The organism is Pseudoduganella sp. R-43, assembly GCF_049913255.1.
Classification (GTDB): Bacteria; Pseudomonadota; Gammaproteobacteria; order Burkholderiales; family Burkholderiaceae_D; genus Rugamonas.
In genome coordinates this window covers 4,327,040-4,348,265 of the sequence record NZ_CP183988.1, presented here as the reverse complement: position 1 = coordinate 4,348,265, position 21,226 = coordinate 4,327,040, and the positions used below count along the sequence as shown (strand labels likewise).

Genomic DNA, 21,226 nt, shown 5'->3' with positions numbered 1-21,226 from the left:
TATTGATGAGGCAAGCAATGATGAACGATTTTGCGGCCGCTTCCAAGGCCACCATGCAGTTCCTTCGGCAGCGCCTGGGCTTCAAATTGTGGATGGTTACTCGTACCGACGGGAAAGATTGGATCGTGCTGTTTGCCGATGACCATGGCTATGGCGTGAAGGCTGGCCAGGTCTACAGTTGGGCCGAAACCTTGTGCTCGCGCATGGTCGAAGGACAGGGTCCGCACATCGCGCCCGATGTGACGAGCGAACCGGCCTATGCCCAGGCCCCGATTACCGACAAGATCACGGTGGGCGCCTATGTTGGCGTGCCGCTGCGCCGCGCCGACGGCACCCTGTTCGGCACCTTATGCGCCATCGATCCAGAGCCGCAACCTGAACGCATCCGCGAAGACAAGGATATGGTGGTTCTGATGGGCGAACTGCTGGGCGGCTTGCTGGAAGCCGAACTGGCCAACGCTGAAAACGTGCGCAAGGCTGAGCGCATGGATGTCGACATCACGCGCGACGAACTGACCGGCCTGTACAACCGCCGCGGTTGGGACATGCTGATGGTGCGCGAAGAAGAGCGCTGCCGCCGCTATGGCCACCCGGCCTGTGTGGTCTCGATCGACCTGGACGACCTTAAGTTCTATAACGATACCCAGGGCTACGCTTCCGGCGATGCGCTGTTGATTCGTTGCAGCAAGGCACTAAAAGAAGTGACGCGCGGTTCCGATGTGGTCGCACGCATGGGCGGCGATGAGTTCGCGATGCTGATGGTTGAATGCGATTACTTCGATGCCCAGGCCATGTTACTGCGGGTACAGGAAACGCTGGCCGGCTACGACGTGCGCGCGTCAATCGGCATGGCGATGCGCAAACCCGGCATCGACCTGGAGGAAGCTCTCGCGATAGCCGATGCTGAGATGTACCGTGCAAAGCGGTCACGCAAAGTACTGAATTAATCGCCCCCGTAACAAACGGCAGTCCGACTGCGGGCGCCGAGCGAAGACGCGAATCCGCGTATGATCTGTTGTCCCTCCTGCTGGCGAGGGACAATTTCCCCATTGAATTGACGGTCGCCTGCATTTTGCAGTTCGGCAAGATGATAAACTGGCCCCGCGATTTCGTAGGTCTTTATTCCGCCTGTGAACGGCCAATTGCCGTCGTTGGATTTGAATAACATATAACGTATTGAAGTGGGGGAAAGCACAATGAGCCTATTTGGCAAGCTGTTTGGTGGAAAAGAGAAAGACCAAAGTACGAGCGTTAAAGGTAGCGAACCTGTGCCATCAGTGGAAGAGGCACTTTGGCAGCAGGTCTATGACGCGCGCTCCCGGTTGTTCGAACAGCATTTTGGTTCATTGCCCAACGACATCCTCAAGTTGATGGATCTTTCAGGCGTATGGCCAGGCGGCGGACTCTACGTCATCCCGTCCAAGATCGCGGGGGAGCCAGGATTCATCTACACAACCTTCGGGCTTTCCAATCCCGATATGCCCACCACATTGGAGATGGTCGATGCGCAGCCCACGTCCAGCGCCAGTAACGGCGTGCGAGCCGTTGGGTTTGCGGGTACGTTGCGCCAGAAAGCAAATGTGAGACCACGCTCTGATCGACCAGGGTATGGATATGAGTTGATCGTGCTTGCTAAGGAGAATGCTGATTGGCCACTTTGGCTATTGCAATGGGCTACCAAAGCGGAGGTGCTCAAAGATGCAGACCTTCTCAGCGTCGTGGAACGGCACCAAGGCGTCACGGTTGAACAGATTGGCATCGGTGAAGGTAAATTTGTGAACCTGCTCATCAGCAAGTCGCATGCGCCGCTCCCTGATCACCTTGCCCTCCCCAACGGGAAGATGGAACTGCTTGTCGCGACGGTGATCACCGATGACGAAATGCATTGGTCAATGACTAATGGGCGCAATCACTTACTAGGCGAACTGAAGAAATCTGGAGTGGGCCAGATTAGCGTCCTGGACCGGCCGAGTGTTGTTCGTATCGAGGAACCCGACTTCGCACAGGTGGCGAGCCTCGAACAAGCAAAAGCACTCGAGGCAAAGGGACAATTGGCAAAGCTTTTGATGTTCCCCGCAGAGTTTGGAGGCGAAGATGTGGCGATGAATGTTCTTTACGTCCCACTTAGGACGGTCAGACAACGGACTGCCCATATACAAACGCTCCGGGCATGGGTTAAGGAAGGCGCAATAAATAGCCTGGACGTCCGCCCTGAATATAGGGATACAAGTTTTGTACCTTCGCGCATCCATATGAATGCATCGCATTCGGAAAGCGGTGAGCAGCGGACGCTGACGCTAGACGTGTGGTGAAAAGAATTCAGGCGAACGAAATTGCCGAATGTTATCGGACTTTGCTAGTTCCAGTTTCACATTCATCAGGTTTGTTCCGAGAAACCCCGTCCTTCAGGACAGGGAGTGCAAGGAGCCGACTGACACGAACAGGATTCCTGCGCCTGAGTTCCACAGCAAGGCCGAAGCGGCGCTCGCGGTGGCGCAGCGTGCACATAAACGGCGCAGGATCAAGGCCATCCATGCCTATACGGCGCGCCGCCGGCTCGATTTTCTGCATAACGAATCGTTGAAGATCGCGCGTGCCTTCGACTATATCGCTGTCGGCAATGTCAATGCCGCCGGACTCGCCCAGACTAGCCTGGCGAAGTCCGTGCTTGATGCAGGCTGGTCGTCCTTCCGGAGAATGCTGGCGTACAAGGCCGTTAGGCATGGCGCGCGGTATGTGGAAGTCAACGAACGATTTACCACCCAGACCTGCTCGGATTGTGGCGCACTGCCCGATTCGCGGCCGAGAGGTATTGCAGGCCTTGGAATAAGAGAGTGGATTTGCAGTGATTGCGGCGCGGCACATGACCGTGATCTCAATGCTGCGAAAAACATTCTCCGTCGCGGGCGCGCGACGCTGGTTGCAGGAATCCCCGTCCTTTAGGGCAGGGAGGGCGTCAAAGAAGAAGTAGTTCGCATCGAGGCGTGGTCGCAAACCGCCGAACGGTCTCTAGTTGCTGATTGTAGTGGAGCGCGATAGTTCAAGTTTCCCGAAAGGTAGATGACTTGGCGGACAGCGTCACGCTAAGAGGCGTCTCCGTTGTTGTAGCCGAGGACTTTGCCAATCCAAATAGCGGCTGCAGAAGAGGTACGCGGCGTACCATTTCGAAGACGCCAAAACTGATGGCGAAGGTCAGCACCACGATCAGTGCACCTTCGGTCACCGGCGCCAGGCCGGCTGCGCGCAGGCCCATGGCAAGGCAGACGATCAGGGTCTGGTGCAGGATGTAAACCGGGAACACGGCCTGCGTCAGATAGCGGCGCTTGGCGCTGTCGAAGTTCAGGTGGCGGTGGCCGAAGCCGCAGACGGCAACGATCCCGCTCCACTGGCAGAATGCGTACACGGTGCGCGCCAGTGGCAGCCAGTCCTTGTACGTGTCTCCCGTCGCGTAAAAGAAAATGAGGCAAGCCCAGCTGGCGAGGAAAAAGCCCAGCGCGGCGAAGCGGGCGTTTTCCAGTCGCTGCCAGAATTCAGCCTGGCGTGCCATGGCCGCGCCGAGAAGGAAGAAGGGCAAGCTCATGGCGTGGTTATGCCAGTCGGAGGTCAGGTTGTGGGTATGCGGCCAGTGCGGCAGGAGCAGGATGCGGCCTGCAGCGAGGAAAGCAACTGGCAGCACAAACAGTTTCCAGCCTTGCATGTGGCGCAGCAGCCAGTTGCCCATCACTTGCACGCGGCGGCTTCCGATGGCGGCCAGCAGCAGGGTGTAGATCCACAGGTAGGGCAGGAACCAGAGGTGGTTCCAGGTTGGCAGGTCGAGGCAGCCGTTGTGGTCGCAGAAGCCGTGGTAGGCGCGGACGTAGAGTTGCATGAAGTCGAAATAGCTGCCCTGGTAGGCGACGTCAGACACCACTTCGAAGTAGGATTGTGGCGGGACGATGAAGAACATGCCGAAGATAAGCGGGATCAGCAGGCGCTTGCTGCGCTCCTTGGCCAGGCCCTTGCCGCCAAGCTTATCGAGCAGGAAGGCGGCTGCGGCCCCGCCAATCAGGAATAGCAGGCACATGCGCCAGGGCGAAGACAGCAGCATCAACGGTTCGATGGCGTCGCTGGGGTGGGGCGTTTTGACGTGCCAGTCCCAGGTCACGTAATACATGCCGGTGTGGTACAGCACGAGCAGGAAGAATGCGCCGATGCGCAGCCAGTCGAGGAAATACAGGCGTTGGTTTTGCATGATAGTTTGGCAAGCTGGGTTGGAGATGGCCCCAGCTTAGGGAAGGCGGTCTTGCCAGGCCAGCAATAGGTGGCGAACGGCATTTAGTTGGGGCGAACGCATTTATTGATCCAGATTTCAACCAGTTGGCTGGCGCCGTGCAATATGACTGTATTGAGTGCCCCGATTGGCGTTGTGATGAGTGCGTTGCCGTCCCACAGGAATTTCCTCGAGTATGAGCCGCTGCTGTGGCGCGTGCTGAGCAAGCTCGTGCGCGATGGATATCACATCCAGCCGCACGACGCCCGCGACCTGATCCACGACTTCTTCCTTGAATGGGAACCGCTCAATAGCCGCTTTGACGCGGCCAAGGGCGAATTCGCCCCCTACCTCGCCACCGCCTTTTACCGCTTTGGCCGCCGTCGGCAATTGAAACTGCACCGGCTGCGCTCACGCGCCGTCGATATCGAGGAATGCCTCGACCTGGCTGCCGCCGACCCTTTGCCGCTCGAGGCGGCCGAGTTGAAACAGCAGACAGCGCAGCTCAGGGAGGCCATCTCGCATTTGCCCGAGGCGGAACAGGCTTTGCTGGCCGATTTCCTGTCGGATTATGCGCCCGGCGAGCGCGAACTCGCGGAAAAACACCGTCTCACGCGCTATCGCATGCGCGAACAACTGGCAGCTACGGTCAGCCGGGTCGCGTTGCAATTGATGGAGGCAAGGCCGCAAGAGGCCGACGCCGATATCGCTTACCGGGTTTGGGTGATGGGCCAGTCGCCACGCTTTGTGGCCGCCGAACTCGGAATGTCAACTGAACAGGTGAACCAGGCCAAGGCGCGCTTTGCGCAAGCCCTGCTCAACTCGATTCGAGGCATAGAGCGGCCGGTTCGACAGGGGAGAAATATCATGCCGGAACTCGACATACTTAGGAAAGCGCTCAGCGCATTTGATGACAGCGACGCCCTGGAACATTTGCGCGCGCATGCGCAGGATATTCGCCTGGCGCTTGAGCAGGGAGACCTGCTGCTTGACAATGCCGAATGTGCCGCACTGGCTGCCCATCCCGAATGGCTTGCAAGCGTCTACACTGCGCTGAGTAGCGATGACTTGGCGGGCATCGAATCGGAGGAGCTCCAGCCTTCCATGACCGCCATGCTCGATGGCGAACAGCAAGTGATCGCCGATGCCTGGGCAGCGCTGCTCGAGAAACTGGATGAAGCGCGTCCGCCTTCCGGGCCGGGACAATGGGAACTCGCGTTGATGGCCGCAGGCAAACCGGAACCCGATCTGGTACAGCATTTGCGCCAGTATCACGCTTCCTGCCGGCGTGGCGACTCCGCTAGCGAACGTTTGCTGAAGTACGGCCTGTCGCCTGGCATGGTGTTTGAAGCCTTGCGCGAAATGGAACTGCTGTTCAATCGCTCGCTTCGTCGCGCCGGCGAAGGAGCGATAGCTCGCAAGGACTCTGACGCTGATCTCGTCGTCAAGCAAAAAGGCAAGAGCGTAGCAATCAAGCCCAAGCTGTTATGCGGGACCATCGCGGGTACGCTTGATCTTGAGCTGGAGCTCGCGCCCGCGCTGGCGCGCAGTCTTGTCTGCATGATGCAAGCGTCGCCGCTCCTGGTCAGCGGCTACTATTATCTGGGTGCGAACACTTTCTTCAAGTTGCCGGAAACGACGCGCCCAACAGGATTCCTCACGCGGGACGCACTAGTGAAGCGTTGGTGCGCCAATCAACGCGACATCGCACATGGCTCGCCGCTATTGCAAGGCGAACTCGCGCGGTGAGCGCGTGGCAGTGAACCCCCTTGCTGAACGCTCGTAAGTTGTCGTCGTCCACTCGAGCCTGCCATCCTTGTCGAAGATGCGATGGAGCATTAATGCATTCGGCCCGGGGCTGATGGCGTTTGGCTTGCGCAGCCTGAGCCGCCACTTGCGGGGAACGACATCAAATTGCGTCGTTGAGCCCGCGCCGCATTCCCAGCACTCCCTGGCGCCGGCATAATGGCGCCGTACGGAGGCCTTATGCGTGTGGCCACATAAGATGACTGCAATCTGATGCTGCTGCAGAAAGCGATCCAGCGCCTGCATCGTAGTGCTGGACATGGCCAGGCTGAAGCCAGTGCATGTCCTGGCATGATGTATGACCAGTGCGCGGATTTCTCGTTCTTTGCGGGCTGCGAGCATCGTATCCAGTAGTTTCAATTGCGAGCAGAAACTTCCCCTCGCCCAGGTGCGCTGTATCGAATTGGGGCGCACGTCCGCATCCGAATCAAGTTCGATCAGGGTTAACTCATGCCCGTGCTTCCCCAGCGGGAAGCTGCGTGTTGCCGGCAACGAGCGGATGAAGTAGTGGTAAAAATTGGTGGGGGTCGCGCCAATGGGCACCGGCAGTCCTGCCCAGTGATCGTGGTTTCCGGGGATGGCGATGATTTTTCCGGCGGCGTTCAGGCCTACGTAATCACCATTGGGTGGGATAAGGTCGATTTCGCTTTCAAAGAAACGACGCGCCAGTGCGAGTTCATCTGCATCTCCGTTTCGGCTAAGGTCACCAGTGACCAGGATCTGGAACTGCTCGTCCCTGTTGCGCAGGTCTGCGACGAATTCGGCAAGCGCACGCAAGCCGACGGCGTGATGTCCCAATAGACCATCGAAGAGGGGAAAATTGTCCAGTCCAACTTGTACGGTGGGGCTGATCGTTGCATCGCCTGTGCTTGGATCAAGGCTTCCGATGTGCAAATCGGAGATGTGCAGCAAGGTTGTCAGCAGTGTTGTTGTCATGATGGTCTCCCTGGTTAGTCCGCTTTGGACAGGCGGGGCTACCAAAAGTTCAGGGGATTTTTAAGGGAAATCTCGGCGATAATGCGTGACATGCAGCTCAAACACTTACGAACTTTCCTGGCCGTCGCTTCCACCCTCAGTTTCACCAGGGCGGGGCAAAAGGTGCATCTTGCGCAGTCCAGCGTGACAGAGCAGATCCAGGCGCTGGAGGCGGACTTGGGCGTGGCGTTGTTCGAGCGCTCGCAGCGCAAACTGGCGCTGACCGATGCGGGTGCGACACTGGTGGAGTATGCCGGGGCCATGCTGGCGCTGGCGGCCGATGCCCGGGCTGCTGTGCTTGGCAGTGTGGAAGTGCGGGGCAGGCTCGCAGTCGGCGCGCTGGAAACTTTGTGTGCGCACTGGCTGGCGCCGATCCTGGCAGAATTCCAGGGCCGGCATCCGGCATTGCAGGTTGATTTGCAGGTGGCCGGAACCGGGGCGCTGCGCGATGCGGTGCGGGATGGTTCGCTGGACCTGAGCTTTTCCTTTTCCCCGCCGCCGCCCGACAGCGGCCTGCACAGCGAATGCGTTGCTTCGGACGAACTGGTCCTGCTGGTGCCTGCGGGACACGCGCTTGGCAGTCTCGCCAGCGTTGGGCCGCGGGACGCTGCGCATGAACGCTTTCTCGTGACAGCGCAAGGATGTGTCTACCGCAGCATGTTTGACAGCGCTTTTTCCGCTTCGGGTTGCCAGGTGCCTCAGGTGGCCGGTGAATATGGCAGCCTGGGTGCGATCGTGAATATGGTCCGTGCCGGCTTCGGTTGCGCGTTGATGCCGCGCCTGGCCGTCGCGGGGCAAGGTGCCGGGCTTGCCGCCCTGCCTTGGGACGGCGGCGCGGCGCGCATCGGCATCCATATGAGCTGGCGGCCAAGGCAACTGCCATTTGCCTTGCGCCAGCTCCTGGATGCGTTTCGGCTAGGGGCTGTTGGGTTACACGAGCCGGTGTCCGCCATCGACGTGCAGCACGCTGCCGGTAGTGAAGCGGTTTCGCATGAGGAAACAGATGGCGTCGGCGATGTCGTCGACGTGGCCGATGCGGCCAACCGGTAATTTGCTGGCCATTCCTTCGAGCATGCCGGCTTTGGCATCGCCTGCGACAAAGTCCCAGATTGGTGAATCGACCCAGCCGGGTGAGACTGCGTTGACGCGGATCGGCGCAAGTTCAACCGCCAGGGCGTAGGCCAGCGAATTGAGGCCGCCATTGATCGCGGCGACGACCGAGCCGCGTGCCGCTGGGCGGCAGTAGGCGATGCCTGTGGTGAAGGTGATGCTGCCGCAAGCGGGCAGCATCGGGGCGCCATGCTTGGCCAACAGGAGCGGGCCTAGCAGCTTGGAGTCCATGGCCTTGCGCATCACCGCGACGTCGATGTCCGGCAAGAGCTGGTAGGCGCCGCCGATGTCAGCGGCGGTGCAGACGATGTGGTCAAGATTGCCGCATTTTGCGAACAGGGCGGCGACCTGGTCTTCCTGGGTGACGTCTGCAGCAATGGTTGTCAGCTGCGGCGAGTGCTTCAGTGTTTCCCGTGCCATGGCCAGCTTCGCCTCGGTGCGGCCCATTATCGTCACTGCGCAGTCCTCGCGCAGCAGGCGCTCGGCAAGCGCCAGGCCCATGCCGGAGCTGCCGCCGGCGATCAATACCCGTTCCATTGAATTCCTCCTTGGTTGTGGACAGGGACATTGTCGCGGGCGCGCTGCGCGAAACGGAAACGGGATTTTACGATGCCGGCTATCGGAATTACCGATGGGCGAGGGCGTCCAGGATGGCGGTCTTGAAGTTGCGGCCGAGGGGGACGAGGGCACCGTTGCGCAGCACAAGTTGCCCTTGCTGGTCGACTTTATCGACCAGCGCCAGGCGCACGGCGGCGCGGCGGTGGCAGCGCACAAATTGGCTGCCCAGGCTGTCCAGCAGGTCGGTCAGGGTCTGGCGCAGCAGCGGTGCGCCTTGCGCTGTGTGGAGCACTACGTAGTTGTCGGCGGTCTCGAGCCACTGGATGTCGGCGACCGGCACCACGCGCGTGCCGCCGCGCTCGTTGACCAGCAGTTGCCGCAGCGGCAGGCCGAGGGCGCCGGGCGCGTTCTCGCTTTGCGCGGCGCGGCTGGCGACGCGTTCACGCAGGCGCTGCATGGCGCGCTGCAGGCGCGCGGCGTCGAAGGGCTTCAGCAGGTAGTCGATGGCGTTGGCGTCGAAGGCAGGGATGGCATATTCGTCAAATGCGGTAGCGAAGACCACCAGCGGCGCTGGATGGGGCAGGGAGGCGGCCACCTCCAGCCCGCTTACCTCGGGCATTTGCACGTCCAGGAAGATGGCGTGGGGTGCGAAGGTCCCGACTTTTTCCAGCGCCTCCACGCCATCGCGCGCTTCTTCGATGGCTGTTATGTCCGTCTCATGCGCCAGCATGCGGCGTAGCTTGTCGCGCGCCGGCCGCTCGTCGTCGACGATCAGGATACGCATGGCAGTCTCATTTCCGCGCGCACGCCGGCCGGTTCGAGCTGCACCAGCCGCAGGCTCGCCCGCTCGCCATACAGCGCCTGTAGCCGCTCGCGCAGGTTGCTCACGCCGATGCCTGCGCCGCCTGTGGCACTGCCCGCGGCATGGGAGGCGAGCATCCCGGCATCGTCGCAGACTGCGAGCACGAGGCTGCCGCCATCCCGTTTTGCGCTGATGGCGATTTTCGTTACGCCGCGCCGCCTTTCGACCGTGTGCTTGAACACGTTCTCCAGCAAGGGCTGCATGCTCATCACCGGTACCAGGTACTCGCCGCAGGCCGCGTCGATATCCCATTCGATCTGTACGCGGTCAATGAAGCGCTCTTCCATCAGGTGGGCATAGCCACGCAGCAGGCGCAGTTCGGTCGGCAAAGGCGCCTGCTGCTGGCCGCTGACATCCAGCGTTGCGCGCAGCACGTCGGCCAATTGCACCAGCGTGGCGTCGGCGCGCTCGACATCGCTGTGCATCAGGGAAGAAATCGTGTTCAGCGCATTGAACAGGAAATGCGGCTGCATCTGCTGCGTGAGCTGGTGCAGCTGCGCCGTGCGCAATTGGGCATTCGCTTGCTCGGCCGCGCGGAAGGACAGCATGCCGAAAGCAATGAGCGTAAAGATCACGACGAAGATCGAGATCTTGATGTTCTCATACAGGAAAGTCTGGCCCCATGGCTCATGTTCATAAGTCATGCCGGCCATGGCATACACGGCGTGGCGGATGCCGAAGGCGAGGGGCGTGAACAGGATCCACCAGGCCGGCAGCCACATGGCTTGCCGCGCCAACCAGCGCGCCGGCGTGGCGAGCATGCCGTCAAAGCGCCGCGTGGCAAGCCGCTGTGCGGTAAATAGCAGCGTGGCCACCGCCATGGACGACGACTCCCAGAGAAATGGCTGCCACAGCGGGCCGCTGTCGTGGCGCAGGAAATCCTGCACCGCGGTCGCCACCATCATGGCCCAGAACAGCAGCCACGCGGCGAGGAGTGATAGCGTGGCGCGCCGGTTCATTTTTTCTGGTGGCGTGCTTCGACGAGGTCAATCTCGCGCACCAGCTTGCGCGCCGTTTCGTCGGAAATATGGTGGTGGCGCGCCAGGTCGAAAATGGCCTGGCGCTCGGCCACCATGGCGGCCAGGCGCAGTTCGCGCTCGGCGCGGTCCAGTTTGCGGAAGTGCTCCTTGTTCTGGTCTTCCGCCGACCAGGCCACGTTCAGGCGGTATTCGTAGAGTGCAATCACGCGCGCAGCCGCTTGCGGCAGCACGTCGGGATGGTGGGCGTCGGCCAGCGCCAGTTCCGCGCGCTCGATGGCGGCAATCGCCGCCGATGCGGCCTGGCGCCGTGCCATGTCTTCCTGCTGGCGCTCGGCCGGCTCCTCCGGGAAGCGCATGCCGCCCAGCAGGCGCGGCAAGCCGATGCTGGCTGCCAGCAGGGAAATCAGGATCACCGAACTGGCCAACAGGATGGTCAGGTCGCGCGCCGGGAAGGGCTCGCCGTTCGGCAGGAATAGCGGCAAGGTCAGCACGCCGGCCAGGGTGATCGCACCGCGCGCACCGGCCAGTGCGGTTGCCAGCAGCAGCCGCCAGTGTGGCTTGCCGCCTTGCGCCGAGGTGGCGCGGCGGCTGCGGCGGTACAGGGTCACGCGCAGCGTCGCCCACACCCACACGAAGCGCAGCGCAATCAGGCCAAAGCTGATGGCGAAGGCGTACAGCACCAGCCACCAGGGATTGATATGGCCGCTCTGTTCCAGCGATTCGCTGGCGCCGCGCAATATGTCGGGCAACTGCTCGCCGAGCAGCACGAACATGACGCCGTTCAGCGTGAACTGCACCGTGTCCCATACGGCGGTGCGCTGGATGCGCGTTGCTGCCAGGGCCTGGCCGCCCAGCTCCACGTAACTCATGGTGATGCCGGCAGCGACGGCTGCCAGGATGCCCGAGGCGTGCAGGCGCTCGGCGACCAGGTAGGCGCCAAAGGGAATCAGCAGGCTGACCAGGATGGGCGAGCCGGCCGGTTCGCCGTAACGCATGGTGAGCTGGCCTTGCAGCCAGGCGATGGCTGCAGTGACGGCCACGCCGGTCGCGATGCCGGCCGCCGCGAGCCAGACAAAAGTCAGCGAAGCGGTAGTCAAGGAGAAGGTGCCGGTCAGCGCCGCTGCCACGGCAAAGCGGAAGCACACCAGGCCGCTGGCATCGTTCAGCAAGGCTTCGCCTTCCAGGATGTGCATCAGCCGCTTGGGAATCGGGGCGCGCGACGCAATCGAGCCGACCGCAATCGGATCGGTCGGCGACAGGATGGCGGCCAGCGCAAATGCCACCGGCAGCGGCATGGCGGGGATCATCCAGTGGATCATGTAGCCGGCGCCCAGGACGGTGAAGATCACCAGGCCCAAGGCCAGCTCCAGGATCACCACGCGGTCGCGGAACAGGCCCGTGTTCGGAATGCGCCAGCCATCGAGGAACAGCAGCGGCGGAATGAACAGCAGGAAGAACATCTCAGGGTCAAGCTGGATGCCGTGGCCGGACCATGCGGCGATCCCGGCGCCAAGGCCGATCTGTACCAGGGGGAGGGGAATGCCGCCGGACAGCATCCGCTTCACGTAGGCGCTGGCGATCACGGCCAGCAGCATTGCCAAAACTATCTCGATAGAATCCATCCGGACATTATAGGGGCATGCCAAATGAAAAAGAACTTGTCACTCGGGGTAGTCACTGTCATAATAGCGCCTCCTCTGCGGGAATAGCTCAGTTGGTAGAGCGCAACCTTGCCAAGGTTGAGGTCGAGAGTTCGAGACTCTTTTCCCGCTCCAGAATTCTTGAAAGGACGCCATCGCGCGTCCTTTTTTTGTTGTTTCTGCCCCTCATCGCTCCCGGCCCTTAAAAAGGGCCGGTATACTGCCGAAACATTCCATACCAAAGGGAATGCCATTTAAAGCAGACTGGAGCGATCGATGAATTCCGTTCAACAAGAAGTTGACGAGCGCAGTAACCTCACAAACTCCAACAAGTTCGAGCTGCTGTTGTTCCGCCTCGGCGTCGATAGCACCAGCGGCAACTCCGAGCTGTACGGCATCAACGTCTTCAAGATCCGCGAGATCGTGGCGATGCCGACCGTGACCGCCGTTGCCGGTTCGGAGCCGCACATGCTGGGCGTGGTCAACCTGCGCGGACAGATTATTCCAGTGATGGACCTGCCGGGCATCGTCGGCGTGAAGCCGAAGACGGGCCTGAACATCATGCTGGTGACCGAGTTCGCGCGCACCACCCAGGCCTTCGCCGTCGAATCGGTGGACGAGATCGTGCGCCTGGACTGGAGCCAGGTGTTGAGCGCCGAAGGCAGCCACGGCGGCGGCATGGTGACATCCATCGCCCGCGTCGATGGCGACGTGCAGAACACCCGCCTGGCGCAGGTGCTGGACGTGGAAACCATCCTGCGCAACCTGACCCCGAGCGATGGCAAGGATATCGATGAAACCGCGGTGGGCCGCCTGCCGCTGAAGCCGGGCACCTTCATCCTGGCGGCCGACGATTCGGTGGTGGCGCGCAACCTGATCGAGCGCGGCCTGGAAGCCATGCATGCGCCGTTCGTGATGATGAAGACCGGCAAGGAAGCCTGGGACAAGCTGAATCACATCGCCGAAGGCTGCAAGGCGGAAGGCATCGCGGTGGAGGATCGTGTAGCGCTGGTGCTGACCGACCTGGAAATGCCGGAGATGGACGGCTTCACGCTGACCCGCCTGGTGAAGCAGGATGCGCGCTTCTCCAAGATTCCGGTGGTGATCCACTCTTCGCTGTCGGGCAAGACCAACGAAGACCACGTGAAGGGTGTCGGCGCGGACGCTTACGTGGCCAAGTTTGTCGCGGAAGAACTGGCGGAAACCATCCGCCGCGTCCTCACCAAGTGATGTCGCATTAAAGCTCTTTCAGCTGCCGGCTATGGAATTTCACATGGTCGGCAATGAAGCTCGAAATGAAGTAGTAGCCATGATCGTAGCCCGCATGCCGGCGCAGCTCCAAAGGCTGCCCGGCGGCGCGGCACGCATCCTCGAACACTCCCGGATATAACTGCTCGTCAAGGAACTTGTCGGCCAGGCCCTGGTCGATCAGGATGCCGCTGGGGAAGGGCGCTTCGTCCTGCACCGCCATCAGCGCGCTGGCGTCGTGCTGCAGCCAGGTCTCCTTGTCCGGCCCCAGGTATCCTTCGAAAGCCTTCTGTCCCCACGGGCAGCGCACCGGCGCTGCAATCGGCGCGAAAGCCGATACGCTGCGGAACAGGTCCGGCCGGCGCAGGGCCAGCGTCAACGCGCCATGCCCGCCCATCGAATGGCCGAAGATGCCGATGCGCTTCGCATCGACCGGCAATTCATCGATCGCCATTTGGCGCAGCTCGTGGATGTAGCTCTCCATGCGGTAATGCCGCGACCACGGCGCTTGCGTTGCGTCGAGATAGAAGCCTGCCCCTTCGCCGAAGTCCCAGCTTGCCGATTCGCCCTCGATGCCGGCGCCGCGCGGGCTGGTGTCCGGTGCAATGAGGACCAGGCCTTCGCGTGCGGCATGCTGCTGCGCGCCGGCCTTGATGGCAAAGGTCTCCTCAGTGCAGGTAAGTCCCGCGAGATAGAACAGCGCGGGCACCGGCCCCTGCGCTGCCTGCGGCGGAATGAAGATGGAGAAGCGCATTGGCAAGCCAATCGTTTCCGACTCATGCCGGTAGAAGCGCTGCACTCCACCGTGGCAAACGTGTTCGCTGATCATGTCCATACGTGGCATTGTAACCAAGATTCGTGTGACACGTTTTTCACAATTGCAATATAGTACGGCTCGGAGGTAAGTCTATGACCGATTTGTTAGTCATCTCTGACGAACTCGCATGGCCTTGCGCCATGCTGCTTGCATGGCTTGCAGGCGAGTTTGTTCACCGTTGGACCAATCTGCCGCGCATCAGTGTGTACGGCCTGGTGGGCTTCCTGCTTGCGCAGGCCATGCCCGATCTTCTCGTGCCGGACGGCAGCAGCCAGGTAACGCTGCTTGCCAATATCGCTTTCGGCCTCATCCTGTTTGAATTTGGTTACCGCATCAATCTGCGCTGGCTGCGCGTCAATCCCTGGATTGCCGTCAGCGGCCTTGCAGAATCGGCGCTCACGTTCGGCGCTGTGTTTGCAATCGCCTACTGGCAGGGCATGCCGCCGTTGACGGCGCTTCTGCTTGCTTCATTGGCGATGTCCACCTCGCCGGCCGGCGTGCTGCGCGTGATCAATGAAGAACGCAGCTCGGGCCAGGTGACGGAGCGCCTGCTGCACCTGGTGGCGATGAACTGCGTGCTTGCGCTGTTCGTGTTCAAGGTTGTCGTTGGATTCTGGGTGTTCCAGACTTCCGGCAGCCTGACGCAAGCGGTGTCGCGCAGCGTGATTGAATTGCTGGCGTCGGCCGTGCTGGGTGCGGTGGCGGGCATGCTGGTGCCTGCGCTGCTGCGCAGCCTCGGCACGCTGGCGCGCGACGGCACCGTGGCCTTTGCCATGGTAGTCGTGCTGCTGGTGTCGATCACCCAGGCGGCCGACCTGTCGCCGGTATTGGCGACACTGACCTTCGGCCTGATGGCGCGCCATCGCCGCGTGACCTTCACGCGCACGCAGCGCAACTTCGGCGCGATCGGCGAGTTGCTGACGGTGCTGCTGTTCGTGTTTGCCGTGTCCACGCTGGACTGGCAGCGCGTGGTGTTTGGTGCCTCGCTCGGCCTGTTGCTGCTGCTGGTGCGCTTTGCCACCAAGACCGTTGCGGTGGCGCTGCTCTCGCACGTCGCCGGCATTTCGTGGCGCAAGGGCGCGCTGATCGGCGTGGCCTTGTCGCCGATGTCCGTGTTCGCGATCCTGCTGCTGGAGCAGACGCGCTACATGGGGATTGTATTGGTTGATGAACTCGCAGCGCTGGCCTCCATGACACTGTTCATGGAAGTGCTGGGGCCGATCATCACGCAGCGCGCGCTGATCCGCGCGCGCGAAACGGCCAAAGAGGAGGGCTGAGATGCCGTTGGAAGAATTCAAATCGTCGCAGCCTTTGACGATGGGCGTCGAACTGGAGCTGCAATTGGTCAGCCTGTCCGACTTCGACCTGACCGCGTCGAGCCCGGACTTGCTGCACCTGCTGGCGCGCAAGCCATTCCCCGGCCACGTCACGCCGGAGATCACCGAGAGCATGATCGAGATCAACAGCGACGTGCACACCAGGCACGGCGAGCTTCTTGCCCAGCTGCGCGAAACGCGCGATACGCTGGTGCGGGCGGCCGACACGCTGAACATCGGCATCTGCGGCGGTGGAACACACCCGTTCCAGCGCTGGTCGGAGCGCAAGATCTTCTCCAAGCCGCGTTTCAAGGAAGTGTCGGCGCTGTATGGCTACCTGGCCAAGCAGTTCACGATTTTCGGCCAGCACGTGCACATCGGCTGCGCCAGCGGCGACGATGCGCTGTACCTGCTGCATTCCCTGAGCCGCTATGTGCCGCACTTCATCGCGCTGTCGGCCTCTTCGCCTTATGTGCAGGGGAACGACACCCTGTTCAATTCCGCGCGCCTGAACAGCGTGTTCGCCTTCCCCATGAGCGGACGCGCGCCGTTCATCCTCAAGTGGGACGAGTTCGAGCACAGCTTCTTCTCGAAGATGGAGCATACGGGCGTGATCAAGTCGATGAAGGACTTCTATTGGGACATCCGGCCCAAGCCCGAATACGGCACCATCGAGCTGCGCGTCTGCGACACGCCGCTGACGGTGGAGCGCGCCGCAGCGCTGGCCTGCTACCTGCAGGCCCTGTGCGCCTACCTGCTGGAACGCAAGGAAGCGCCGCCGGCCGAGGACGACTACCTGGTCTACAACTACAACCGCTTCCAGGCTTGCCGGTTCGGCCTGGATGGCACGGTGGTGCATCCGAAGACCTATGAAAGCCTGTCGCTGCGCGAAGACATCCTGACCACGCTGCGCCGCATGGACTTGCACGCCGAAGCCCTCGGCGGCAGCGCCGCGCTGAACCACCTGATGCAGGTGACGCATATGGGCAGCGACGCCCACTACCTGCGGGCGGAATTCGACTCCTCCGGCAGCGTGGAGGGCGTGGTGGATGCGGCGATTGCGAAGTTCAGGGGGAATTGAGCTTTTTCAGGGTTCTGTTCCCGCGATTGGCCTGGCTTGAGTCCATCGTATAATCAGGCACTACCAGTTAATTCGAATAGCTCATGAGCGATAACAGTGTCCTGGGGATCTACACCTTCGAAGGGATTTTCGAAGGCAAGCCGGTCTATGAATACGCGCACCCGCAAGAGCATGCGCTGCATAAGTGCATGCTCTTCCTGCTGCAGGAAGGCGCCGACGCGCTCTGGGATTCCGCGATCATCGAGGCCGGCAAGTTCGGCTTTGAGGAAGTGGCGATGGATGCCTTCAGTATCTTGCAAACCGAAATGCTGGAGCAGAAGCCTTTCGTTGACCTTCATTCCCACATCGAAGAATCCCTGACCCTGGGCAGCTCGCTGGTCTTCTACGCGGATGCTTGAGCGGTTTTTGCTGGCGGCAGTGCTGGCGGCCTTGCCGCTGGCTGCCGGCGCCTGCAGCTGCGCCATGCCCGATCCGGTCGATGGATCGTTTCCTCACCAATTCGTCCGGCGCTTGCCTGCCAACGCCAAAGGCGCGCTGTTCCTCGCGCCTCCGCCAGGGCCGGTCAGTATTGCCGACTTCCCTTTCGAGAACGCCAGTATCATCAAGGCGCCGCGAATCGAGCTTTCGCCTTCAGCGTTCGACATCAAGGATGGCGCCGGCAAGAAATATCGCGCCCGGGTCACGCCGCTGGAGCTGAGGGGCGACGGCGACATTCCTGCGTCGAAATGGGGCAGCTATTACGCATTCGCCAGCAAGAAAGCGGAAAAGGACTTCGCCGCTGCCCGTGAGAAGCCGGCTCTCGCCGAGCTGCTGAGTGGCGGGCAGGTAAAGGACATCTCGTACACCATGTCCGATGAGCGCCGGCTGTTCCTGATTGCACCCGAGGGCGGCTTCAAGCCCGGCCAGACTTATACCATTTCTTATCGTTCGCCTTTTCCGGGGCGAGGACGCGCGGTGGTGGTCCACGAGATCGCGCCGGATGCGGTGGATACCAAGGGCGCCTACAAACTGGTCCTTGATGGCGCCCCGGTCCGCAGGATGGTCACCTTTGCTCAAGGCGGCAGTTGCAGCGGCGACTATCTGAGCTTGCGGCAGGAATTCCATTTCGAGCCGCCGGAATCGCTCAAGCCCTATCGGGAGGCGTTGACCTATTTGCCGGAAGTCGAAAGCCGGAAAGTGCCCGGGCGATTTCACGACACTGTCATTCATGGCTCGCTTTGCAGCGTGCCCGAGCCGGAGTTGGCGAGGAATACTGGCGGGCGCGGGGGGGCGGTAGTCGGCTGCGAGACAACACGGCCAGTACAGGTGCGCGGCTGGGTAGGCTTTCCCGAGGTTGACGGCAGGTTGCAGCTTGTTGGGCCTGTTCTTGCCCCATTTGGGTCGGCCAAAGGGCGGGCATGCACGGCGGTGGCATTGTTGAATGAGTCGCTGATGGCGGGCGACATGGATAGTGCTGCTTACGCGGCTTGCAATATCGCGAACGATGCAAGCATGAACGAAGTGGGAAATAGCCGGGGAGCCGCACCAAAAATGCCGTCGCTGGCTACGATCGCCCGCCTGATGCAAGTGCATCCTTTGCCCAATTCCTGCGCGACGGATTTGATGGCCGGCTATGCGTGGCAAAAAAACTACCAGGCCCTACAGGCGGTTCATATGTTTGGAGTGATTGGCAGCCGTGAGTTGGCAGATCCCGCAACGCGCATGCAGGGTGTCCTTGACTATAAACGGATGCTGGACGCCACAGTCGATAATCCGCAAGCGACCCAACTGCTTCAGATGCAACTGGAAGCGAAGCTGCCGCAAATTTCCGCGTTACTGGCGGGGGCGCCGCAGCCGGGGCAGACCGGCGACATCCTCGATATCATCGCGCGCATGGGGGATCGAGGGCGGCTCGCAGCGCCGGCGTTGAAGAGGCTGATCCGCCCGGATGAAATATACGCTCGCATCGCGATACGGACAATGGAGAAGGTGGCGCCTGGTGATCCGGAACTGCCCGGGCTGTTGCAGCGCTTCCTTCAAGCGGAACCTGGCGATGAAGCCGCGCTCCTCGCTTATTCGCGGGTCGCCGATACCCGGAACTCCAGGGAAATGCTGATGAAGCTCGTGCCGCACCTGGGTTCCTACGCCGGTGATGTGACTCAGGTGGTGGCCAACTACAAGCCTCATTTGCTGAAGGCTGCAGCCCGGGAGATCGGGCCGGAAAGAATGAAGCCGGTGCTGGAGGTCCTTGCGCGCAAGCCTTTATCGCCCGCCAGGCGCGGCGAACTTCGCGAGCTTGTTGTTGCCATGTCGGCATCGAAGGCGCAAGAGAAGGCGTTGCTGGACTGGCTGGCGGCTCAGCCATAAGTTGCCCTGGACGGGAGGGAGGCGTATCCTTTCCCCCTAGAGGTGCAATATGAAAGCAATTATCGCGATAACAAGCATGGTTTTATGCCAGGCTGCGCTGGCTGCGGGCGGCGCCTTGAAGCCGGCCGACGAGGCTGCCGCCTTCAAGGCGGCGGGCTTCAAAGAACACGGCAAGCACTGGAAGTCCTGCAAGGACGCGAGCGGAAGCTATGTTCCCGGCGCAATCGACAAGGTCCAGGACCTGAATGGGGATGGCCTTCCCGAAGCCATCATCACTGAAGGCAGCACGGCCTGCTTTGGCGATACGGGCGTTGGCTATACCCTGGTCAGCAAGCAAGCCGACGGCAACTGGAAGGTGATGTCGCGCGGCGTTGGCATCTTGCTGGTGCTGGGAGCGCGAGGCAAGGATGGCTGGCCCGACCTGGAAATCGGCGGCCCGGGCTTTTGCTTCCCCGTCGAGCGCTGGAACGGCAGCGAATACAAGGTCGTTGGCAAGCAATACGAAGGCAAGCCCTGCCAGCGCTGACGAGCGGGAAGCGGCCGGCGCAAGCTAGAAGCGCGTTTCGCGGGCGGCGCGCAGGAAGCTGTCGAGGATGCCGGTGCAATCGAGCAGCTCGACGCCGCCGGCGCGGTGGAATTCAGGATGCCATTGCAGCCCCATGACGAAGGGCGCCCGCGTGTAGCGGATCGCTTCGATCATATTGTCCGGGTAGGACAGCGCTTCCACCTGCATATCCTTGCCGAGCGACTTCACCGCCTGGTGGTGGATGGAATTGACCAGCGCGCGCTGCGGCCCCCTTACCATCGCGGGCAGGGAAGAGCCGGGCGGGAAGGTGATCTCATGGCGGTGCCGGTCGTAGTCATCGGACACGTGGGCATGCGCGTCCGGCACGTCGGTCGCAATATCCTGGTAAAGGCTGCCCCCGAACGCGACATTCAACAGCTGGCAGCCGCGGCAGATGCCTAGCACCGGCTTGCCTGCTTCGACGAACTCATGCAGCAGTTCCAGCTCGTACATATCGCGCGCCCGGTCGCCGCTCCATTCGGGCTTGGTCGGCGATTCGGCATAGCTTTGGGGCGACACGTCGGCGCCGCCTTGCAGCACCAGGCCATCGAGGTGCTTGGCATAATCGCGCAGGCGGATATTGGACGGATGCAGCAGGCCTGAGGTATTCACGGTCGGAATCATGAACACCAGCACGTCGCGCGACATCACCCACTGCGCCACCGACTCTTCGAGGTACTGCAGGTTCTTGCTGCGCAGCCCCGTGGCGCCAGGTTCGGGATGGTAGATGCGGGCTGAAACCCCGATGTGCAAAGGCCGCTGGATGATATGCCGCGTGGCGGCGGCAGCCCAGCGCTTGTAGCGCGCCACGATCACGCGTCCCCACAAGGTAAAGATGGTCTCGCCCGGATCAAGGTAGCGCGGCGCATCGCCGGCCCGGCGCCGTTGCCCGCGGTCGCTCTCGCGGCGGTCATGCTGGCGGGGATCGTGTTCGGTCATCCGTTGGCTGCCTCCTTGTCGCCAGTGTCGCACACGCGGCAATTCAAAGTCGCACTACTGGCTCGTCAGCAGTTCCAGCACTTCCTCTTCCGATACCTGGGGGAAGCTGCGGTAATGACGGCTGACCGACATGAAGTTCATCGGCGCGGCGAGATAGACGATGCCATCGGCCAAGGGTGCGATCATTTCCAGGGAATCCGGGGCAGCCACCGGCACGGCGGCGATCAGTTGCTTTGGCTGGCGGGCGCGCGTGGAGCGCAGGGCCGCCGCCATGGTGGAGCCGGTGGCCAGGCCATCGTCGACGATCACGACGGTACGGCCTGCCGGATCGGCTGGCGGACGCTTGCCGCCGTAGGAGGCGCGGCGGCGGCGCATCAGTTCAAGCTGCTCGTGGGTCTGCAGCTCGACCCATTCCATGCTGGTGCGGGTGCGGTTGAAGTAGGGGGCCAGTTCGCGGTTGCCATGCTCGTCGACGGCGCCAACCGCCAGTTCGGGATCAATGGCAGAGGGAATTTTCCGCACCAGCACGACATCGAGCTCGCCTTCGAGGCGATCGGCAATGATGCGCCCCATCGGTACCGCGCCGCGCGGAATGGCAAGGATCAGGGGATGGCTGCCGCGCAGGTGCGCCAGCTTTTCGGCCAGCAGCTCGGCCGCTTGCTTGCGGTCCTTCAGGGGGAGTTCGAGGTCGTCCATGCTAGCCTCCGCCACGCTGCACATACGACAGCATAGCG

General features: G+C 61.7%; 20 protein-coding genes and 1 tRNA gene. 12 read left to right on the top strand and 9 right to left on the bottom strand.

The window, feature by feature from the left end:
• The first annotated feature begins 17 nt into the window (after positions 1-17).
• The 3 genes from ACN9M3_RS19630 to ACN9M3_RS19620 all read left to right on the top strand — a co-directional run bounded on the left by ACN9M3_RS19630 (position 18) and on the right by ACN9M3_RS19620 (position 2,943).
• The gene (locus ACN9M3_RS19630) at positions 18-947 is read left to right on the top strand and encodes a sensor domain-containing diguanylate cyclase (protein ID WP_426318374.1); all 930 of its coding nucleotides are present in this window, start codon (positions 18-20) and stop codon (positions 945-947) included.
• 249 nt (positions 948-1,196) lie between these two features.
• Positions 1,197-2,312, top strand: a complete 1,116-nt coding sequence (locus tag ACN9M3_RS19625; RefSeq protein WP_426318373.1) for a hypothetical protein — start codon at positions 1,197-1,199, stop codon at positions 2,310-2,312.
• A 28-nt stretch (positions 2,313-2,340) separates the two neighbouring features.
• Positions 2,341-2,943 (top strand): RNA-guided endonuclease InsQ/TnpB family protein, encoded by a 603-nt coding sequence (locus ACN9M3_RS19620; RefSeq protein WP_426318372.1) that lies wholly within the window; start codon positions 2,341-2,343, stop codon positions 2,941-2,943.
• A 97-nt stretch (positions 2,944-3,040) separates the two neighbouring features.
• On the opposite strand, the gene ACN9M3_RS19615 is transcribed toward ACN9M3_RS19620, so the two are convergent.
• A complete protein-coding gene (locus tag ACN9M3_RS19615) occupies positions 3,041-4,231 on the bottom strand; it encodes an acyltransferase family protein (RefSeq protein WP_426318371.1) in 1,191 nt (396 codons plus the stop codon).
• Positions 4,232-4,336: 105 nt separating this feature from the next.
• Here ACN9M3_RS19615 and ACN9M3_RS19610 point away from each other — a divergent pair, with 105 nt between their 5' ends.
• Positions 4,337-5,998 (top strand): sigma-70 family RNA polymerase sigma factor, encoded by a 1,662-nt coding sequence (locus ACN9M3_RS19610; RefSeq protein ID WP_426318370.1) that lies wholly within the window; start codon positions 4,337-4,339, stop codon positions 5,996-5,998.
• On the opposite strand, the gene ACN9M3_RS19605 is transcribed toward ACN9M3_RS19610, so the two are convergent.
• On the bottom strand, positions 5,972-6,991 hold the full coding sequence (locus ACN9M3_RS19605) for a metallophosphoesterase family protein (protein WP_426162197.1): 1,020 nt from the start codon (positions 6,989-6,991) through the stop codon (positions 5,972-5,974). The genes ACN9M3_RS19610 and ACN9M3_RS19605 overlap by 27 nt on opposite strands.
• Positions 6,992-7,081: 90 nt before the next feature.
• On the opposite strand from ACN9M3_RS19605, the gene ACN9M3_RS19600 reads away from it, so the two are divergent.
• Entirely contained in the window at positions 7,082-8,080 is a 999-nt protein-coding gene (locus ACN9M3_RS19600) for a LysR family transcriptional regulator (RefSeq protein ID WP_426318369.1), read from the top strand.
• Here the strand turns inward: ACN9M3_RS19600 and ACN9M3_RS19595 are convergent.
• The 4 genes from ACN9M3_RS19595 to ACN9M3_RS19580 form a co-directional block, all read right to left on the bottom strand.
• Positions 7,961-8,677, bottom strand: coding sequence for an SDR family oxidoreductase (locus tag ACN9M3_RS19595; protein ID WP_426318368.1), 717 nt, complete (start codon positions 8,675-8,677; stop codon positions 7,961-7,963). The two genes, ACN9M3_RS19600 and ACN9M3_RS19595, sit on opposite strands and share 120 nt — an antisense overlap.
• Before the next feature lie 88 nt (positions 8,678-8,765).
• A complete protein-coding gene (locus ACN9M3_RS19590; protein ID WP_426318367.1) occupies positions 8,766-9,482 on the bottom strand; it encodes a LytR/AlgR family response regulator transcription factor in 717 nt (238 codons plus the stop codon).
• Entirely contained in the window at positions 9,470-10,519 is a 1,050-nt protein-coding gene (locus ACN9M3_RS19585) for a sensor histidine kinase (protein ID WP_426318366.1), read from the bottom strand. The genes ACN9M3_RS19590 and ACN9M3_RS19585 overlap by 13 nt, the downstream gene beginning before the upstream one ends.
• Complete coding sequence (locus ACN9M3_RS19580; RefSeq protein ID WP_426162192.1) at positions 10,516-12,162, bottom strand: Na+/H+ antiporter; 1,647 nt, start codon at positions 12,160-12,162, stop codon at positions 10,516-10,518. Before ACN9M3_RS19580 ends, ACN9M3_RS19585 begins: the two co-directional genes overlap by 4 nt.
• 77 nt (positions 12,163-12,239) lie before the next feature.
• On the opposite strand from ACN9M3_RS19580, the gene ACN9M3_RS19575 reads away from it, so the two are divergent.
• Both ACN9M3_RS19575 and ACN9M3_RS19570 read left to right on the top strand, forming a co-directional pair.
• Positions 12,240-12,315 (top strand) — tRNA-Gly (locus ACN9M3_RS19575).
• A gap of 141 nt (positions 12,316-12,456) precedes the next feature.
• A complete protein-coding gene (locus ACN9M3_RS19570; RefSeq protein WP_426162191.1) occupies positions 12,457-13,410 on the top strand; it encodes a chemotaxis protein in 954 nt (317 codons plus the stop codon).
• 7 nt (positions 13,411-13,417) lie between these two features.
• On the opposite strand, the gene fghA is transcribed toward ACN9M3_RS19570, so the two are convergent.
• Positions 13,418-14,272: an S-formylglutathione hydrolase gene (fghA, locus tag ACN9M3_RS19565; protein WP_426318365.1), complete on the bottom strand. Its 855-nt coding sequence runs from the start codon at positions 14,270-14,272 to the stop codon at positions 13,418-13,420.
• Positions 14,273-14,337: 65 nt separating this feature from the next.
• On the opposite strand from fghA, the gene ACN9M3_RS19560 reads away from it, so the two are divergent.
• The 5 genes from ACN9M3_RS19560 to ACN9M3_RS19540 all read left to right on the top strand — a co-directional run bounded on the left by ACN9M3_RS19560 (position 14,338) and on the right by ACN9M3_RS19540 (position 19,514).
• On the top strand, positions 14,338-15,522 hold the full coding sequence (locus ACN9M3_RS19560) for a cation:proton antiporter (RefSeq protein WP_426162189.1): 1,185 nt from the start codon (positions 14,338-14,340) through the stop codon (positions 15,520-15,522).
• A gap of 1 nt (position 15,523) precedes the next feature.
• Positions 15,524-16,642, top strand: a complete 1,119-nt coding sequence (locus ACN9M3_RS19555) for a YbdK family carboxylate-amine ligase (RefSeq protein ID WP_426162187.1) — start codon at positions 15,524-15,526, stop codon at positions 16,640-16,642.
• A gap of 83 nt (positions 16,643-16,725) precedes the next feature.
• Complete coding sequence (locus ACN9M3_RS19550; protein ID WP_426162186.1) at positions 16,726-17,040, top strand: hypothetical protein; 315 nt, start codon at positions 16,726-16,728, stop codon at positions 17,038-17,040.
• A 7-nt stretch (positions 17,041-17,047) separates the two neighbouring features.
• Entirely contained in the window at positions 17,048-18,988 is a 1,941-nt protein-coding gene (locus ACN9M3_RS19545) for a hypothetical protein (RefSeq protein WP_426162185.1), read from the top strand.
• Between the two features lie 49 nt (positions 18,989-19,037).
• Positions 19,038-19,514: a hypothetical protein gene (locus tag ACN9M3_RS19540; protein WP_426162184.1), complete on the top strand. Its 477-nt coding sequence runs from the start codon at positions 19,038-19,040 to the stop codon at positions 19,512-19,514.
• A gap of 24 nt (positions 19,515-19,538) precedes the next feature.
• Here the strand turns inward: ACN9M3_RS19540 and ACN9M3_RS19535 are convergent, their stop codons facing one another.
• Positions 19,539-20,492, bottom strand: coding sequence for a gamma-glutamyl-gamma-aminobutyrate hydrolase family protein (locus ACN9M3_RS19535; protein WP_426162183.1), 954 nt, complete (start codon positions 20,490-20,492; stop codon positions 19,539-19,541).
• A 54-nt stretch (positions 20,493-20,546) separates the two neighbouring features.
• Complete coding sequence (locus ACN9M3_RS19530; protein WP_426318364.1) at positions 20,547-21,188, bottom strand: phosphoribosyltransferase; 642 nt, start codon at positions 21,186-21,188, stop codon at positions 20,547-20,549.
• Positions 21,189-21,226 lie beyond the last annotated feature (38 nt).